This is a genomic window from Flavobacterium frigidum, assembly GCF_048286795.2.
In genome coordinates this window covers 103,352-122,360 of sequence record NZ_JBLVPT020000004.1, presented here as the reverse complement: position 1 = coordinate 122,360, position 19,009 = coordinate 103,352, and the positions used below count along the sequence as shown (strand labels likewise).

Here is a 19,009-nt window from a genome sequence, read left to right as displayed (position 1 = left end):
ATAGAAGCGGTATCCTTTACTTGCTTTCTTTAAGCAAGTAAAGATACAAGTGAATAGCAGGAGATTGCTCCAAATATAAACTACAACTCTATAGAATTTCCTATTTCAAGCAACATCAAATCTTTTCCTTTATTGAAGAATTTACGAATGGATTCCTCGTGGTCGATCTCGATATACCCGAAAGTATCGTAATGGTAACCCAAAATTTTATCGCAATCCAAGAAATCTGATGCTATAATCGCATCTTCTACATCCATGGTAAAATTATCGCCTATCGGCAAAATTGCTAAATCAAGTTTAGTACGCATCGGAATGAGTTTCATATCCATTGTCAGCGCTGTATCGCCCGCAATGTAGATATTTTTATGTTCGCCTTCAATGACAAAACCACCTGGATTCCCGCCGTAACTGCCGTCGGGAAACGAACTGGAATGAATGGCATTTACATATTTCAGTTTTCCAAAATCAAAATTCCAACTTCCTCCGTGATTCATGGGATGCGATTGAAAGCCTTTTGCGCCATAATAACCTGCAATTTCAGCATTAGAAACAATTATTGCATTCGTTCTTTTTGCAATTGTCTCGACATCGAGAATGTGGTCTCCGTGAGCATGTGTTAGTAAAATATAATCCACCTGAAGGATATCAATGTCAATGTGAGCCGCTTTTGGATTAGCCGAAATGTAAGGATCCACTAGAATGTGTTTTCCACCTACTTCTATCCCTAATGAGGCGTGGCCATAAAATGTTATTTTCATCTTTTTAAATTTAAAAATTGAGTGATTTAGTATTTGATTATTATTTATCTACCACCTAAAAAAGTATTTACAACTAGATCCGAAAAGAAGTAAATCATACCTAACGACAACAATACCGAAAGTGCAAAAGTACTTAGTGCCAATTTTTTTAATTCGGGATCTAATTCCTTAGGATTTTGGTTTTTATATACAGTAATTAAATGCTTAGTTAAAGGGATATACGCCAATAAAAATAAGTATTGATCAAAATTAAAATCATCTATAATTGCAAAAATCAACACCAAAACCATCGCCGTTACAATAAGCATGTAATGGTATATTTTAGCTTTAGCTCCGCCAATTTTAACTACGATCGTATTTTTATTTGATTTTCTATCGGATGCTTCGTCTCTCATATTATTGAGATTTAAAACACCTACGCTCAACAATCCAATGGCTATTGCAGGCAAAACCAATTCGAAATCCAATTGTTTGGAGTATAAAAAATTCACACCTAAAGTACTTACCAATCCGAAGAATACAAACACAAATACATCACCAAAACCCTTGTAGCCATAAGCGGTATTCCCAACTGTATAGCGAATGGCAGATATAATTGCCAAAATTCCTAACACCAAATAAAACAAAGAAAACCATAGATTTGTATCTCTAAACGCATAATAAATCAACAACATAGCCGATAACAATGTCAATACTGATGTAATTATAATAGCACGTTTCATGGCTTGCGGAGTAATGACACCACTTTGTATGGCGCGCTTTGGTCCTACTCGATCTTCATTATCTGTTCCTTTGATGCCGTCACCGTAATCATTGGCAAAATTGGACAGTATTTGCAATCCTAATGTTGTTAAAATTGCAAAGCCAAACAATCTCCAGTTAAAGACTTCTGTTGGCGTCAATATACTATCTGTTGGGTGCGCCAAAGCATACATACTCCCCACTATTATTCCAGAAACCGATAATGGTAAGGTTCGTAAACGTGCGGCTTCGATCCAATGTTTCATATTTTTTTATTTAAAAATTTGCAGTTTAAAACTTAAGATTTGTATAGCAAACAACTTTAAACCTTACACTTTAAACCATTTTGTTACATCCAATTGCTATTGGAAGTTTCTATTTCGTACAACCAAAGGTTGACTTTTTGTTTGAGTATTGAATAATTCCCTAACTGAAATACAATATTTCTACCTGCAGTGTGCAATGTTATGGAACCAAAATCTAGTTTTTTATGCCAAAATAGCTGCGACGTTGTAATCGCTTGAATTTTACTAGGTACAATAATCGCATTACTCACATCCCAAGCACCACTTTGTTTAATTATAAAATTCTTATGGATAAACAATTTGTTATTTCTGTATTTAAAATACTGGATTAATCCAATAAAAATAACATAAATGGGCACCACATAATTATATTCAAAAATCATAGGTGCAAACCAATAGGCAACCGCCATAAATCCCAACAAAGGTACTCCAATAGAAAGAAAAATAGAAAAAACAAGTGTACGAAAATTAGGCTCTAGCAGCAATCCTCTTTCTGGAATTTTATGAAATAATAATTTCAAAATTGCATCTCGTTCCGTCTCACTACATCCCGGAATTTCTATTGCTGATTTTTGTTCCTCTTTTTCTCCACCAGTAGATTGCCTAATTTTAAGCTCGAGTATTCCCATTTTCTTTTGAAAATAATTCCGGGTAACGGTCGTAATTTGTACTGTTTCTGGTTTAATTATAGTGCTTTTTGTATTAAGCAAGCCAAAAGTAAGCAACAAAGAACCTTTTTGTCTCGTGATACTATAATCAAAATAGATGAATAAAGTCCGAATGACATTGATAATTAAAACTATTGCAAACAAAACAGCTATACCAACCAGAATTCCTTTTGACATCAAATTTTCGTCAATATAGGAATCAACTTTGTGTTCGTAAGCTGAATTCCGCTCCGCAAATTTTTGAAAATTCTCATAAATAGTGCTCATAAAAAGGAGCAGTAAAGCGATACTTTTAACGTAATTAGACGTGATTCCAACTTTCAACAGACTCAAAAAACTTATTTTTATAAATGGTTTAGAATCTATTCCCTTTAATTCTGTTTCTTTCGATGATACAACTTCTTCCTCTGCCTCTTGTTGCAGCGATTCATTTTCTAATAAACGAGATTTCAACTGCAAAGCCAATTGCTGTGAAATTGCTTTTATACCAACCTCATTTGTAGCACTTCCTGCTGTATCAACTTCCAATTCATACACCCCAATTAGCTTTTGAATAAATGATTGATTGATATTGACCTGCTGAATTTTACGTAGTTGGATCGCAGTTTTGGTTTTATTAAAAACGCCTTCGGTAATAATAAATTCTTGATTTTCAGCATCCAAAAAGAAAGTAAAATTCAGATATTTCAAATAGGAAACAACTCCAATACATGCAAAAATGATACTTATTCCGAGGAAAAAATACAATTTATTAACCTCGTCAAACTTGAAAATCCAAATCACAATAATGGGCCACAACGCTCTAGCGTACTGCTGAAGCGTGTAAAAAAATAGCACTAAAATCCCTATTGAAGATTGCCGTTGTGGAGTACTAAAATCGGCCTCCATTACAATTGCTTTTGTATTTTACCCATCAACAATTGTTTGATGTTTTCGGCTTGTTCTTTTTCGATTCCCGGAATTTCAATATCACTAGAACTTCCTCCAGCAGTGAAAATTTCAATCTTGGCTAAGCCCAAATAACGGGAAACAAATCCTTCATGTAACGCAACATGTTGTACTCTGTTATAAGGAATTATGATCGTTTTAGTAGCTAAAATTCCATATTTATACAACACATCATGTTCCCTAAATGCAAATCCTTTTCTTTGGAATCCAATAAAAGAAAATACTACCAACAAAATCGAAAATACAGGAATAACAGCACCTATAATCAGCCAGACTCTTTCTGAAAAAATTTCGGATTTAAACATGGAAAACAATATTGGAACAAGAATAAGCAGGCTGATAAAAAACGCCAGATTAATCAATATCACCCATAAATATTTGGGATCTAATTTTGTAAAAGTAACTTCTTCAAATTTTGGAAGTTGGCGCGTATCAATCGTTTCGTTTGTAAAATTCTCCATTTTTTATTTTGTTTCAGGTTTAAAGTTTAACGTTTCAGGTTCTAAACTTGAAACCGAAAACTTGAAACTTTTTATGGCAACCATTTTTTCTCAAAATTTGGTTTTCTTTTCTCCAAGAAAGCATTTCTACCTTCTTTTGCCTCTTCGGTCATGTACGCTAATCGAGTAGCTTCGCCAGCAAAAACCTGTTGTCCCACCATTCCGTCATCTGTCAAATTCATAGCAAATTTCAACATTTTGATAGCCATCGGTGATTTTTGCAAAATTTCCTGTGCCCATTCATAGGCCGTATCTTCTAATTCAGCATGCGGAATCACTGCATTTACCATTCCCATATCCATAGCATCCTGAGCCGAATAATTGCGTCCCAAGAAGAAAATCTCACGTGCTTTTTTCTGTCCCACCATTTTAGCCAAATAAGCTGAACCGTAGCCTCCATCAAAACTGGTTACATCAGCATCCGTTTGCTTAAAAATTGCGTGTTCTTTACTCGCCAAAGTCAAATCGCATACCACATGCAAACTGTGCCCGCCACCTACAGCCCAACCTGGAACTACTGCGATAACTACTTTTGGCATGAATCGGATTAAACGTTGCACTTCTAAGATGTTTAAACGGTGCTGTCCGTCATCGCCTACATATCCTTGATGTCCGCGTGCGTTTTGATCGCCACCGCTGCAAAAAGAATATACGCCATCTTTAGTAGAAGGTCCTTCGGCAGAAAGTAAAACGACACCTATTGACGTATCTTCCTGCGCATCGTAAAAGGCATTATACAATTCAGCAGTTGTTTTTGGACGAAATGCATTGCGTACATCGGGCCTGTTAAAAGCAATTCTGGCAACACCATTGCATTTTTTATAAGTGATATCTTCGTAATCTTTAGCAGTAATCCAATCCATTGTTTGTGTTTTAAATTATTTAATGTAAAAATAAATCTTTTTTTAGATTTTATCTATTCTATTTCAACAAGCTTGTGGTAATCCTTCTCTGATTAAAGGCTTAGTAATGTTAAAAAATGATACTTTAATTTTTTTTTTCGCGACTTCAATTCAAATTATTTTTACTTTTAAGTGTAGCTAACCAGACGAATACACATGATTCATCTGCATTAATTATTGATTCTTCACTGATTAATTAACCTAAAAAAAGAATGTATTGAATGCAATTAAAAATCTTGTCGCTCTTTTTTCTACGGTAATAACTTATAAAAACAATTTAAAAGCCCCGATAAAAGAACTAATGATACTGGCACTTGCCCCAGCAGTTAAAATATAAAGTAACACCTATGGTTAAACAAAGATTTATTTTTCATGTATCTGCAAACGCGATACAGTACAAAAAAAAATAAGAAAATGATCTTAAAATATATATAAAAACCAAAGGTCTTATTGTGAAATTATTTCTTAACTCGTAAGCAAGTAACTTTACATTTAAAGACAAAATAGTATTATAAAGTACTTACGCTTAAGTTACTATATTTAAAATAATATAGAGCATACTATTGTGCTTAGAAGCGGAAAAAAGCTACTTTTGAACTTCAAATTTATTTTAATGTTGCCAGAATTTAATATTCTAAAACAGCATTAAAAAGAGAAAGACTAACCGTTACGATTAGTCTTTCTTTTTTTTAAATAAATAAAGATTTTACAACAATATATTTTTTTCTAAACCATCTGTAATTAAGCTACATTAGAGATCTCCCCTTAACTAAATTACCTTAATCTCTTAATGGTTACAAAAGATTAAATAGCATTAGTGTTAGTATTTTTTATTCCTTAACCAAGTAAATTCCGTCTTCCTTGATCTCGATTAATTTCTCTCGGTACAAAGCACCAATAGCTTTTTTAAAGGTTTTTTTACTCATTTTCAAAACCGTTTTAATGTCTTCAGGGTGTGAATTATCAGTCAAACGCAAAAAACCTCTGCTGGCTCTTAGTTCATCCAGAACCTTCTCAGCATTCGGTTCGATACTTTGATAGCCTTGAACTTGCAATGCCACATCAATTTTATTATCAGGACGAATCATTTTAATATAGCCACGCATGCGGTCTCCCGTGCGAATTGCATCATCATACACTTCATCTTTGTACATTAATCCTTTGTACATTTCGTTGATGATTACATTAATTCCTAATTCAGTAATATGCGATACAATTAAATCGACTTCCTCCCCTTTTTCAACGGTTAGGTTTTCATTTTTTAAAAACTGATTCAATTTACTGGAAGCCACCAAGCGATTGGTTTTCTCGTCCATATAAAGGTACACCAAGTAGCGTTTTCCTTTTTCCATAGGACGTGCCTGCTCTTTAAACGGAACTAAAATATCTTTTTCCATTCCCCAATCCATAAAAGCACCAATCTGATTGGTATAATTCACACGCAAAAGTGAAAATTCATTCAATAATATATACGGCTCTAATGTCGTGGCAACGGGTCTTTCTTCGTGGTCTAAATACACAAAAACAATCAACTCCTCACCTATTTCAAATTCGTTCGGTACGTATTTGTTAGGCAACAGAATGTCATGAATTCCTTCAGGATCTTGCTCAGGATTACCCAGAAACAATCCTACTTTGGTATCGCGTAATATGGTAAGCGTATTGTATTTTCCTATTTCAATCATTTTCTTTCAATTTCTAAAGCACAAAGGTACGAAGTTTGAAAATAGGATATTAAGAAACTGTCCACAAAAAAACAAAGCCAGAATCCCACGATTATTTTCTTTTTTAGGAGCATAAATTTACGTTGTTTCATCACGGGTTGTCCCGCTTTCGGCTTTATCTCTCCGCTACGCTACGAGGATACCGCCTCTATCAGGGCTAGATTAGGTGATATTGTTTTCATAACATAAACAACAGAAGCAACTTTTTATGAGGTTTATGGTCTGGTTAGCTGCTCTACAAACACTATGACAATTAAAAAACCAAATACGTTTTTCAAACTTTAATGTTTCAAGCTCTTAGACCTAACAGGTTTTAAAAACCTGTTAGGTCTTTTTCTAATTTACAAGATACGCGTTCCGAAAACGAAACAAAGAAAGAACCCGTGACTAATATTGCAATGAGATTATTGTAAAGTTTAGAAAAAGGATTTAATGCTACACTATTTTTGGAGTTCTAACCTCTTTTTCAAGAGGTAATCAGCAATCTACTTCTTGCAAAAAATTAATTTTTTGTAGTTTAAATCGACTATATTTACGATGGGAATAAAAAAATTTAAATTATATACAAACTGAAGTAAGCCGATAATTAGTAAAAAAACATAAATGATTGAAATAACAATAAAAAGATTAGAATATTTAATAGAAATAATTCCAAATCTTCTCTATGAAATTGGTGAAGAAAATCTCTCATATAAAACATCCGTAGAAAAATGGAGTAAAAAAGAGATTATTGGACATTTGATAGACAGCGCAACTAATAATCACCAAAGATTTATTCGTGGACAATTTGAAAATATACCCGAAATTAGTTACGACCAAAACAAATGGAATGAATTTAGTTTTTATCAAGCAATAAATGCTCAACAAATTATTTCATTTTGGACAAGCTACAACAAACAACTTCTTGAAATCATCAAAAAAATACCTAACGATAGCCTAACAAAAGAAGTGAAAATCAAAGAAAATATTCTGACTTTAAAATTTTTGATAACTGACTATGTTGAACATTTGGAGCATCATTTAAAACAAATAATTAAATACTAAGATAAACGCACCCCTAACAGCAAGAATTTCACAGCTTGTTCAACACAAACAATACATCACAATCCCTGCATACAAATAAAAAAAACTTAAAAGGTAGAATCCTGAATTGCAAAACAAGTCTTAGCTTTTGATTTTAACCTCAAAAAAATCCTAAAATTACTAAGACATGAAAAACTCTTTTTCTTTTTTACTAACTTTGGTAAAACTAAAAAAACAATTAATGAAACCAACTTCAATTCTCTGTTTGTTCCTACTACTATTCATTTCTCATACCAATTACGCACAAACTACAATCGATGATCCCGAAATAAAGAAAATGGTAGCCGAAGTAAAATCGGAAAACATGGAAGCTACCGTTCGGAAACTCGTTTCTTTTGGAACCCGTCACACTTTGAGCGATACTAAAAGCAATACTCGCGGTATAGGTGCAGCACAGCGCTGGGTAAAATCAGAATTTGACAACTATGCAATGGCATCAGGCGGAAGACTAACTTCTGTTATTGATTTTTTTACTATCAAAGCCGATGGAAAACGAATTGCCACCGACAGCCAATTAGGAAACGTAATGGCAACTTTAAAAGGAACTGATCCTACTGATGATCGTGTAATGATTATAAGCGGCCATTTAGATTCACGTGCCTCAGATGTAATGGATGCAAAATCTGACGCACCAGGTGCAAATGATGATGCTTCTGGAGTAGCAGCTATGATGGAACTGGCCCGAATCATGAGTAAGAGAGAATTTCCTTTTACCTTAATTTTTGTAGCTGTTGTTGGTGAAGAGCAAGGATTGTATGGAGCCAAACATTTAGCAGATGTTGCCAAAGATGGCAAATGGAATGTAATTGTGATGCTGAATAACGACATGATTGGCAACAGCTTGTCTAGCGGGACAATGCTACGTGACAATACTAAAGTACGCGTTTTTAGTGAAACCATCCCTTATTTAGAAACAGAAGCGGAGTCTAAAATGCGTAAATCAACTAATCGTGATAATGACAGTCCATCCAGACAATTAGCCCGATACATCAAGACGGTTACCAATCAATATGTAGAGCAACTGGATATTAATTTAGTGTATCGCAACGACCGTTTCTTGCGCGGAGGTGATCACACTCCTTTTAGTCAAAATGGATTCACAGCCATTCGTTTTTGTGAAATGAATGAAAACTATGACCATCAACACCAAAACGTACGTAAAGAAAATGACATTCAATATGGCGATCTTGCTGAGTTTATGGACTTTGAATATTTAAAGAAAGTAGCCTGTTCTAACTTGGCTACATTCAGTAATTTAGCGTGGTCTCCAAAAGCACCAACAAACGTTGGAATTGAAGTGAAGGATTTAACAAATTTCTCCACATTAGTTTGGGCTGCACCTGAAGGAAAGTCAGTTTACGGATATCATATTCTAGTACGAGAAACATCCTCTCAACATTGGGAAAAAACAATTTTTGTGAAAGATACAAAAGCTGTAATCCCGTATTCAAAAGATAACTTTTTGTTTGCTGTTCAAGCTGTAGATGCATTAGGACATTCCAGTTTACCAGTTTTTCCAATACCAATTCGTTAAATTTTAGAAGATTTTTAATCACTCAGCCATTTAGAGAATTAAGTTTTAAGTACTAAATCGTATTTTTTAGAGGTTCAATAAAACATCAAACAAAAAAGCGTTTGCCTGAGGCAAACGCTTTTTTTATGGCTACCATTTACCAATTAAGTATTAATTGTAAACACTTTCTTTTTTGAAGTGAACAGCCAGTAAATAATAAATTACCACTCTGTATTTATTCCTGTTAGAACGACCGTATTTTTCCATTACAGCATCAATTGCGACATCTAGTTCTGGACCTTCAGCAAGACCTAATTTCTTAATTAAGAAATTGTTTTTCACCGTATCTAATTCTGATTGCTGACTTCCGGCTATCGTTGCTGCATCAGCATTATAAATTGACGGTCCACAACCAATAGTTACTTTTGTCAACAAATCCATATCTGGATTTACACCACATTTTTCTTTCAAATCAGCAGCATACTTCACAATTAATTCTTCTCTTGCACTCATAAATTAAAGTTTTGTTTTGATTATTTGGTTTTTGTATTCTCAAATTTAAACAATAATTCATTTAATTTTACAAATTTCAAAAAAAAATTACACTAATTCTTTAAAATATTGGAGTAAAATACGGTCATTTAGTAATGTAGGTGTAAAAACTTCTAAAAGACTAGGTTTGTCATTTTGTCCATACAACGTAGACAAACCACTTTCAAGACTTGCCTCATCACTAGCGATTGTATATTCAAAACCAAACATTTTAGTCAAATGTTCTGCCGTTAAACAATGTGAAGTTTCAAAAAAAGTGTTAAAAACAGGGCTTTCCTCATGTCCGGGTAAAATTCTAAAAATTCCTCCTCCACCGTTATTAATCACTATGATCTTGAAATTTTTAGGAATGTAATTGTTCCATAATGCATTACTATCATACAAAAAACCGATGTCACCTGTAATAAAAACAGTCGGTTTTGCATTGGCTACAGCCGCACCAATAGCCGTCGAGGTGCTTCCGTCAATACCGCTAGTTCCACGATTACAATATACCTCAATTGTAGGGTGAATGTCTATAAGTTGCGCATAGCGAATAGCCGAGCTATTGCTGATTTGCAACTGACTATTGATTGGTAAACCCTGCATCACTTTTTCAAAAACTTTAAAATCCGAAAAAGGAATTTTATCTAAATAAATATCACTTTTTAGCTTTCGCAATGCTTTTACAGCGTCTACTTGCTGAAAATAATCACTTTCTATTGCATTTGTAAGCGGTAAGAAAGTGTCAAAAAACATATTTGGGTCTACTTCAAAATGTTTAGTCAAAGCGCCAAACGTATCATACGCTCGCCAAGAATCAATATGCCAATGGTGTTTGGGTTTGTATTTTCTTAAAAAAGCTTTGATTCGTTTCGAAACGACCATTCCGCCAAAAGTGACTAAAATTTCTGGACAAAAATTTTCAAAATCTTCATTCGTAAAAGGTGTAATTATCGTATCTATATTGTTGATAAAAGTATCGTGATGCAAGTTAGAAGTCGTTTCGGTTAACACCACAACCGATTCGTCTTTGGCGAAAGCCTCAATTATTTTTTCATTGATGACATTCGGTTCATTCACTCCAACCAAAATCATTTTTTTGGTTGAATTGTTCCAAATAGTTGCAAATTCCAAAATGTCTTCAATGGAAAGCGTCTGAGTCACATTTGCGGAAGCAGTAGTTTTTACTTCGACTGAAAGTTCCGACACGGTCTCGTACAAAGGTTCTTCAAAAGGAGCATTAATGTGAACAGGACCTTTTTGAGAAATAGCAATATTGATCGCCTCGTTGATTTTTAAATCATTTTCAGCCGAAACATCCTCATGCAAATTCGCATTGTACAAACTATGATTTTCAAATACATTTTCCTGACGGATGGTTTGTCCGTCGCCAATATCAATTTTACTTTGTGGGCGATCTGCCGAAATCACAATCATAGGAATCTGACTGTAAAATGCTTCTGCAAAAGCAGGGTAATAATTTAGTAAAGCAGAACCCGATGTACAAACTAATACAACTGGTTTTCCAGTTTGTTGCGCCATTCCTAATCCAAAAAAAGCTGCCGTTCGTTCATCAGCAATACTGTAACATTGAAAGGCTGGATTACTCACAAAACCTATCGTTAAGGGTGCATTTCTGGAACCTGGAGAAATAATAATGTTGGTAATTCCTTTGGCCAAACAAATCTCAATAATGCTTTGAGCTAAAGGTATTTTGGGGTATATCATTGTATCAATTTTCTGAAATACAAAGTTACAAACTTGCAATCCTTTTTCCTTAATTTTTAGCTGTTTTTTCTTAATTTTGAAGCAAATAAACAACTCATGAAAATCACGTTACGACCTTATAAAATTGAAGATATCCAAGCGATATTGGACATCATTAATTTCAATATTTTACACTCGACTGCCTTGTATGATTATACTATCAGGTCATTTGAGCAACAAAAAAATATTTTAGAAGAAAAAATCAGAAAAGGCTTTCCAGTTTTAGTTGCTGAACTAGACGGAATTGCGGTTGGTTTTGGTATGTATAGCGAGTTTCGTTTTCGTGAGGCATACAAATTTACAGTTGAACATTCTGTTTATGTCAACGAAAATCATCATGGAAAAGGGATTGGAAAACTGCTTTTACAAGAACTCATTCAGCTTGCTAAGAATCAAAAGCTACACACTATGATTGCCGTAATAGATGCTGAAAATCAAAGCAGTGTGGAGTTTCATGAAAAATTTGGTTTCAAAACTGTAGGGATTATTAAGGAATCTGGATATAAATTTGATCGCTGGTTGCACTCGGTTTTTATGCAATTGATTATAGAATAAGACCCCTTAATTAGTGTTACTAACTTGAAAAAGGTACTTTTGTGTTTTTATAGTAATTATGAGTTTTACATTGCTTTCGTCCCCTTTGCAGGGTTTTACAGATTTTAGATTTAGAAATTCCCAAAACAAACTTTTTGGAGGTATCGATACTTTTTATTCACCATATATTCGCTTGAACGGAAAAATGGTGATTAAAGCCTCTTACGAACGCGACTTATTACCTGAAAACAATCTCGATTTAGAAGTGATTCCACAAGTAATCACAAATGATGCTGATGAGTTTTTGTTTGTAGCAAAGTACGTTCGAGAATTAGGTTACAAAGAACTAAACTGGAACTTGGGTTGTCCTTACCCGATGGTGACTAAGTCTGGGATGGGATCTGGTTTGATTAGTAATACCGAAAAAATCAATCATATTCTAGAAAGAGCACACACGGAATCAGATGTTTTAGTATCAATGAAAATGCGATTGGGTTATGAATCGCCTCAAGAAATTATTGATGTACTCCCTATTCTTGACAAATATCCTCTGAAAAATATAGCTATTCACGCTCGTTTAGGAAAACAATTATACAAAGGCGGTGTAGATTTAGATGGCTTTCAAAAATGTATTGATACGACCAAGCACAAATTGTATTACAACGGAGATATCACATCTGTTGCAAAATTTCATGAAATGCAAGAACGCTATCCGAGTATTGATCACTGGATGATTGGGAGAGGATTAATCTCAGATCCATTCTTACCAAGTATGATAAAACAGAATACGCAGGAATATCCCACCAACAAAATGGAATTATTTAGTGCGTTTCATGATACATTGTATGCTATTTACAGCGAATCACTCTCAGGTTCTACACATATTTTATTGAAAATGTATCACTTATGGGAATATTTTTCGCTTACGTTTGCCAATCCGCATAAGGTTTTGAAAAAAATTAAAAAAGCACAAAGTATTCGGAATTATGAAGCTGCTGTTGCTGAGATTTTCAAAAATGAAAAAATTTAATTAGAAATAAACTTTAAGAAATTAAGAAAAATTAAGGTCTGATTCTTTATCTAACTTGAGTTTTTAATGATTTCAAATTTAGAAAATATTCGACACGTACTTAAACCACAAAAAAAAAGAGATTTTCAGTTAAATGAAAATCTCTTTTTTTTGTTTACAAAATAAAATTAGCAAATTAGCGGTAGAAAATTAAGCTTTTATCCAATCTAGTACTTCAGGATCGGTAATTAATGTACGCGGAGAAATTACTTTATCCAACTCCCCTTTCTCATTGATTAAGTACTTTTGAAAATTCCATTCTACTTTAGAGTCTTGTAATCCATTCTTTGATTTCTGAGTCAAAAATTGATAAATAGCTGCCATGTCATCCCCTTTTACAGATACTTTGTCCATCATTGGGAAAGTAACACCGTAATTCATCTGGCAAAAAGTAGCTATTTCTTCATTGGTACCTGGTTCTTGTGAAGCAAAGTTATTCGCTGGAAAACCAACAATCACAAAACCTTTATCTTTATATTCCTTGTACGTTGCTTCAAGACCTTTGTACTGAGGCGTGTTTCCGCATTTTGAAGCGGTATTTACAATCATGATTTTTTTTCCTTTTAAAGTAGCAAAGTCAAATACTTTGCCAGATAGATCTTCCACTTTGAACTGATAAATATTTTCTTTAGTAACCTCTGGTGTTGTCATATTAGTTTCAGATTTTTTAGGTTGTGCCTGATTTTGACAGCTGAACAAAATCATTGTAAAAGTGGCAATGCATACTAACTTTTTCATAATATTAATTTTTTTATAAAATTAAATAATTTTTTGTCGCAACAAACTATTTTTTTGTTAAACAGTCGTTAAATAAAAAAGAAGCCTGACTCTATGAACTGCCAGGCTTCCAAACAAACAAACAACAAAACTTATTGTGATATTTAAATTTCTATTGCTAAACCTTCGGTTTAACTTGTTCATGGACATTAATTTATAAGCTGCATTTCGTTATATTTTATAGGAGTACCTTAAATACTTTACTTGAATATTTACGTAAACAATTCAAAAATAGTTTTACAAAAAAGCTGTTTTTAATCAAAAAAATTAAATGTGCCGTATTAATGCACTTCCGAAATAAGTTCATTGGAATAATTTTACTATTTTTATGGATAGTAAAGTTTAAATTTGTAGTACTAAAAATAAACAATGATATGAGTCAAGAAGAATTATTGGTTTTAATTTATAAAAAAGATGAGAGAGCATTTACACATCTATACGATATGTATTCTAAGAGCTTGTTCTCTGTAATTAGTGTTTTAGTAAAAAATAGAGAGGAAGCAGAAGACGTTCTACAAGAAGTATTCGTTAAAATTTGGAAAAACATTGATTCATACAATGAAAGCAAAGGACGTTTTTACACTTGGATACTAAATATAGCTAGAAATACTTCTATAGATAAATTGCGTTCCAAGAATTTTAATAATAGTCAAAAAAACCTATCTACAGATAATTTCGTAAATCACTTTGAAGACAGTTCGAAACTGGCAGATAAGATGGACACCATTGGATTGCAAGATTTTGTAAAAAAATTAAAACCAAAATGCATTCAGATTATCGACTTACTATTTTTTAAAGGGTACACACAACAAGAAGCTTCAGATGAATTAGCGATACCCCTTGGAACAGTAAAAACACAAAATAGAAATTGTATTAACGATCTACGTAATTATTTGAAAGTATAATGGAAACAAAAGAATATATAGAATCAGGAATTTTGGAACTTTATGTTTACGGCTTATTAAACGAGTCTGAAAATGAAGAAGTTGCCAGCAAAGCAAGAAATTCTGCTGAGATAAACTCAGAGATCATTTCTATTGAAAAAGCTATTGTGGCGTTATCATCCAGTTTTTCTCCTTTTCACTCAGTGGTCAACTTTGAGAAAATTAAAGAAAAACTAGAATTAAAACATGCCAATGTGATACAAATGGAGCCATCTAGCAATAGATCTCAATACATGGGTTGGGCAGCGGCAATTCTATTGTTAATTGGAGTTGGTTACCAATACAATCAGCTGAATCAATCTAGTACTCAAATTGTAAATACTCAAATCGAAAAAGCAACTTTAGAGAAAGAATTTAAAAGTTTAAAAATCAAAAATACAGCTGTTGAAACAAGTTTAGCAGTAGTACGCGATACCAAAAATACCGTTGTTGGCTTAGGTGGTCAAGCAGTCGCTCCAGAGTCTTTTGCAAAAGTATATTGGAACCAAGACACAAAAGTGGTATATGTTGATGCTTCTGGATTGCCAGAACCACCAGAAGGAATGGTATATCAAGTATGGGCATTAAAACTAGATCCTTTAACACCTACAAGCATCGGTTTATTAGAAAATTTTGATAAAAATGATCAAAAATTATTTGCTGTAAATAATGCTAATGAAGCGCAAGCATTTGGGATAACGCTAGAGCCTAAAGGCGGAAGCCTGACTCCTACAATGGAACAATTATATACATTAGGAAAAGTATAAACTATATCTTTTTCTGTATTATTAAAAAAGGTTCAACTGTAAAGTTGAACCTTTTTTGTGTACATAAATTGCAAATAATAACAAAATCTTTTACGATTTGAAACTCTTTTTATCAATTCGAGCGCAGTCGTTACCCTATAAAATTCTGCATTAAATTCGAACAAGCAATAAAAAATTAATCACATATACCTTGTTATGACTGGAGCAGTCGAGTCTTGATAAAAGTTCTCGATTGCGCTCGGATAAATCTAAATACTTCAGTAAATACTTATTGCTACTTATTTCTTATAATATTTTTTATATTTTGGATAAGATATCACTCCGAAAAATGTGATTGCACCTAATGAGTACCAGATCCAATTCAATGAATGAGCTTCTCCACTAGCGTACGAATGCAATCCTACCAAGTGAAAATTTACACCGTAATAAGTAAACAATGTAGAAATGAAAGCAAACATGCTCATCAAATTAAAAATCCATTTTCCACGTAAAGAAGGAACAAAACGAGAGTGAATGACAAATGCATATACCATAATTGTGATTAAAGCCCAAGTCTCTTTTGGATCCCATCCCCAGTAACGGCCCCAGCTTTCATTGGCCCATTGTCCTCCAAGGAAGTTACCAATAGTCAGCATGATCAAACCGATCGTTAATGCTAATTCGTTGATATAAGTTATTTCTTGAATATTCAAATCCATTTTGGCTTTGTTTTTTTCATTGGTAAACAAAATTAACAACAAAGCAACTGCTCCTAAAATCATTCCTAAAGCTAATGGCCCATAACTTCCAACAATCACTGCTACGTGAATCATTAACCAATACGAATTTAGAACAGGTTGTAAATTAGCAATTTCTGGATCAATCCAATTTAAGTTGGCTGCGAATAAAATCATACCCGTCACAAATGCAGAGGATGCTACGGTCAATTTCGATTTTCGGTCAAAGGCCAATCCAAAAAACATCGTTGCCCATGCAATATATATAATCGATTCGTAAGCATTACTCCAAGGCGCATGTCCAGAAATATACCAGCGTGCAATCAATCCTGCTGTATGTAAAACGAATAGTAAACCTACTATAATATGCATAACATTAACAGAGAAATGCAACCACTTACGTTCTTTGAAAATTTGTAAAATGGTAAAAATCAACATTGCAATGGCTGCTAAAATATACCAAGTTGTTAATTTATTAAACACATCATATTTATTATACAATACTTCAGATGTAATTCGTTCCTCGCTTGGTCTTACTTTACTACCAAAACGTTTTTGAAAACCAGTAATACTTTCTAGTAATTCATCAGCAGTTTTAAAGTCATTTGAACTGGAGGCATTCGCCAAAGATCCAAAATACAACGGCAATACATTCTTGGTATACGTTGCTTCCATCCCTTTAAATCCCGACTCATTCAATTCTAAGTAGGAGACCCATTTACTGTTTTTATCCTCTGGTATTGGGAAAATTTTTAATATCCTACCACTCAAAGCTGATTCCATTAAGTTTACTTTCTTATCGGTTTCAATAAAATCTTTTTCGAATTGATTAGGATTTGCCGCTTTGAAGGCTTCTTCTAAATATTTAGAAAGCTTGTAATTTCCTTTTGCATCAAAAAACGATACGAAAGGAGCAAATTTAGCTTCCTTGTCAATTCCTATAATTTTACGAATACTGTCATTCCCGCTTTTGATATAAATAATTGGAATTTCAATCCAATAACTGGCATACTGAGTGATAGACAAGAGAACTTGATCGGAATTCATATTATTGTAGGAATCACTCTGACTTACTTTACGCAACAATTCAGATGAAAAGGTATTGATGGGTTTCATTCTTCCCCCACCATCTTGAATCACTAGTCGACCGAATTTTGCTGCATGTTCTTCAGGTACTTTGTATTTAGTGATCAAAGTATTTAGTTCTTCTTCACTCAATACTTTTTTGGTATGGTTCTCATGTTTTACTGGCGGCTTAGCAGCTTCGACATGGGCATGACCATCATGTTCATCATGATTGTGTTCTTGCTCTTGCGCAAAACCACTCAAACTGAATAACAACACTAGAATGGTCAATAATTTAGCCTTTTTTGTTTTAACTACTTCCAGTTTACGTTTGATATCTGCAAAACGCGAATATTTAGTAAATAGAATAGCCATCATTGCAAAATACAACATAAAATAACCCGCATAGGTCAGCGCTGTTCCCCAAAAATCATGGTTAACAGATAATATAGTTCCCTTTTCATCAGGATCGAAACCCGATTGAAAGAAGCGATATCCATCATGATCCAGTACATTATTCATATAAATTCGGGCTTCAAATGGTTCTTTATCTTGAACCGTTACTTTACTCTCAAACGCGGAATAACTTTTCTCTGTTCCTGGGTATTTTTCTGCAATGAAATCGTTTAATTTAATCTTGAAAGGCAAAACATAGGCTTTACTTCCGTAGAAAAAAGTATAATCAATTTTCCCAATCTTAACTGTTTTAGATTCTCCTATTTTACCTTTGGAACCTAATAACGTAACTGTTTTTTCTTGACCTTCAGCAGTAAGTTTCACCGCAATTGCATCCTCATGATTTTTCGCTTTAAAATCATTATCTGATTTATAATCTACTATTCCTTTCACCGCAGAATCTGGGAATACAAAACGCATTTCGCCAATACTATATAAAGAGCGCATCATTAAGGGTTGTACCGCATCCTTTGTTACATTTCCTTGTAATTTATCAGCCATTCGCATAAAGTTTCCTTCAAATGGCGTTTGAATGGTATAAGCCGTACCCGTCGTGTTTATGTTTATAGCACCATCTGTAAATTTATTCACCGAAAAAAGTACGTTATGAATGTTTTGAACTTCACCTTCTTTCAAGAAATGCTCATGACGTCCGCCATCACCTGCTTCTACAATTTTCAAATAAGTCACTCCGTTAGGGTCCTGTTTGATGTATTCTTTGGCACCCATTATAAAATTTTCGTATTCTATTTTAAAAGGTGTATCAGCAAATTTCCCAGAAATATTAAAATCGTTGTCCGTTGCAGGAGAGAAAAGAACTTGTTTCTCATACGTACGACGTTTCATTTCTCCTTTGAATTCACCGTCTACAAAGACAGTCAGAAAGGTTTTATCTGAAAAAATTTGATTCTCAGCGGCACCTTCTCTTATGGGCATCATCCCTTCATAGCTAATGTAACGTGTTACGAAAGCACCTAAAATAATAAAAATAAAAGAGAGGTGGAGCAATAAAGTAGCCCATTTTTCTTTCTTTAATAATTGGTAACGCTTGATGTTTCCAATAAAATTAATCATAAAAAAAACATGAATGGCTTCAAACCACCAAGCATTATAAATTAGAATTTTTGCTGTGTCGGTATTGTATTTGCTTTCGATAAAAGTTCCTGCACCCATTGAAACTGCATAAACAATAAATAATAAAGCCATTAATCGAGTAGAAAACAAAAAAGAAACTATTTTTTTATCCATTTTTAAGGGAT

16 protein-coding genes are annotated in these 19,009 nt (G+C 33.6%); 6 read left to right on the top strand and 10 right to left on the bottom strand.

The features are described from left to right. Positions 1 to 80: 80 nt before the first annotated feature. From ACNQGB_RS06965 to ACNQGB_RS06940, 6 genes are all read right to left on the bottom strand, one after another. Complete coding sequence (locus ACNQGB_RS06965) at positions 81 to 758, bottom strand: metal-dependent hydrolase (RefSeq protein ID WP_417944551.1); 678 nt, start codon at positions 756 to 758, stop codon at positions 81 to 83. Between the two features lie 44 nt (positions 759 to 802). After that, positions 803 to 1,765 (bottom strand): 1,4-dihydroxy-2-naphthoate octaprenyltransferase, encoded by a 963-nt coding sequence (gene menA, locus ACNQGB_RS06960; protein ID WP_417944552.1) that lies wholly within the window; start codon positions 1,763 to 1,765, stop codon positions 803 to 805. 83 nt (positions 1,766 to 1,848) lie between these two features. Further along, positions 1,849 to 3,360, bottom strand: a complete 1,512-nt coding sequence (locus tag ACNQGB_RS06955) for a PH domain-containing protein (RefSeq protein ID WP_417944553.1) — start codon at positions 3,358 to 3,360, stop codon at positions 1,849 to 1,851. Further along, entirely contained in the window at positions 3,360 to 3,881 is a 522-nt protein-coding gene (locus tag ACNQGB_RS06950; RefSeq protein WP_417944554.1) for a PH domain-containing protein, read from the bottom strand. Before ACNQGB_RS06950 ends, ACNQGB_RS06955 begins: the two co-directional genes overlap by 1 nt. A 71-nt stretch (positions 3,882 to 3,952) precedes the next feature. Further along, positions 3,953 to 4,783 carry a 1,4-dihydroxy-2-naphthoyl-CoA synthase gene (locus tag ACNQGB_RS06945; protein ID WP_417944555.1) on the bottom strand — a complete coding sequence of 277 codons (831 nt, stop codon included), beginning with the start codon at positions 4,781 to 4,783 and terminating at the stop codon, positions 3,953 to 3,955. An 869-nt stretch (positions 4,784 to 5,652) separates the two neighbouring features. Continuing rightward, entirely contained in the window at positions 5,653 to 6,507 is an 855-nt protein-coding gene (locus ACNQGB_RS06940) for a CvfB family protein (protein WP_417944556.1), read from the bottom strand. Between the two features lie 642 nt (positions 6,508 to 7,149). On the opposite strand from ACNQGB_RS06940, the gene ACNQGB_RS06935 reads away from it, so the two are divergent. Next, the gene (locus ACNQGB_RS06935; protein ID WP_417944557.1) at positions 7,150 to 7,590 is read left to right on the top strand and encodes a DinB family protein; all 441 of its coding nucleotides are present in this window, start codon (positions 7,150 to 7,152) and stop codon (positions 7,588 to 7,590) included. Positions 7,591 to 7,810: 220 nt separating this feature from the next. Then, positions 7,811 to 9,163, top strand: coding sequence for a M28 family metallopeptidase (locus tag ACNQGB_RS06930; RefSeq protein ID WP_417944558.1), 1,353 nt, complete (start codon positions 7,811 to 7,813; stop codon positions 9,161 to 9,163). A gap of 150 nt (positions 9,164 to 9,313) precedes the next feature. On the opposite strand, the gene ACNQGB_RS06925 is transcribed toward ACNQGB_RS06930, so the two are convergent. Then, on the bottom strand, positions 9,314 to 9,655 hold the full coding sequence (locus ACNQGB_RS06925; RefSeq protein ID WP_417944559.1) for a DUF2853 family protein: 342 nt from the start codon (positions 9,653 to 9,655) through the stop codon (positions 9,314 to 9,316). An 87-nt stretch (positions 9,656 to 9,742) separates the two neighbouring features. Further along, entirely contained in the window at positions 9,743 to 11,404 is a 1,662-nt protein-coding gene (menD, locus tag ACNQGB_RS06920; RefSeq protein WP_417944560.1) for a 2-succinyl-5-enolpyruvyl-6-hydroxy-3-cyclohexene-1-carboxylic-acid synthase, read from the bottom strand. A 96-nt stretch (positions 11,405 to 11,500) separates the two neighbouring features. Between menD and ACNQGB_RS06915 the strand changes: the two genes are divergently transcribed. Both ACNQGB_RS06915 and ACNQGB_RS06910 read left to right on the top strand, forming a co-directional pair. Next, on the top strand, positions 11,501 to 11,998 hold the full coding sequence (locus ACNQGB_RS06915) for a GNAT family N-acetyltransferase (protein ID WP_417944561.1): 498 nt from the start codon (positions 11,501 to 11,503) through the stop codon (positions 11,996 to 11,998). A 58-nt stretch (positions 11,999 to 12,056) separates the two neighbouring features. Beyond that, positions 12,057 to 13,007 carry a tRNA dihydrouridine synthase gene (locus ACNQGB_RS06910; RefSeq protein ID WP_417944562.1) on the top strand — a complete coding sequence of 317 codons (951 nt, stop codon included), beginning with the start codon at positions 12,057 to 12,059 and terminating at the stop codon, positions 13,005 to 13,007. 189 nt (positions 13,008 to 13,196) lie between these two features. Here ACNQGB_RS06910 and ACNQGB_RS06905 read toward each other — a convergent pair whose 3' ends face one another. Beyond that, positions 13,197 to 13,784 carry a glutathione peroxidase gene (locus ACNQGB_RS06905; protein WP_417944563.1) on the bottom strand — a complete coding sequence of 196 codons (588 nt, stop codon included), beginning with the start codon at positions 13,782 to 13,784 and terminating at the stop codon, positions 13,197 to 13,199. A gap of 413 nt (positions 13,785 to 14,197) precedes the next feature. On the opposite strand from ACNQGB_RS06905, the gene ACNQGB_RS06900 reads away from it, so the two are divergent. Both ACNQGB_RS06900 and ACNQGB_RS06895 read left to right on the top strand, forming a co-directional pair. After that, positions 14,198 to 14,728 carry an RNA polymerase sigma factor gene (locus tag ACNQGB_RS06900; protein ID WP_417944564.1) on the top strand — a complete coding sequence of 177 codons (531 nt, stop codon included), beginning with the start codon at positions 14,198 to 14,200 and terminating at the stop codon, positions 14,726 to 14,728. Continuing rightward, positions 14,728 to 15,513 (top strand): anti-sigma factor, encoded by a 786-nt coding sequence (locus ACNQGB_RS06895; protein WP_309756544.1) that lies wholly within the window; start codon positions 14,728 to 14,730, stop codon positions 15,511 to 15,513. The genes ACNQGB_RS06900 and ACNQGB_RS06895 overlap by 1 nt, the downstream gene beginning before the upstream one ends. A 278-nt stretch (positions 15,514 to 15,791) precedes the next feature. On the opposite strand, the gene ACNQGB_RS06890 is transcribed toward ACNQGB_RS06895, so the two are convergent. Continuing rightward, a complete protein-coding gene (locus ACNQGB_RS06890; protein WP_417944565.1) occupies positions 15,792 to 18,998 on the bottom strand; it encodes a cytochrome c biogenesis protein in 3,207 nt (1,068 codons plus the stop codon). Positions 18,999 to 19,009 lie beyond the last annotated feature (11 nt).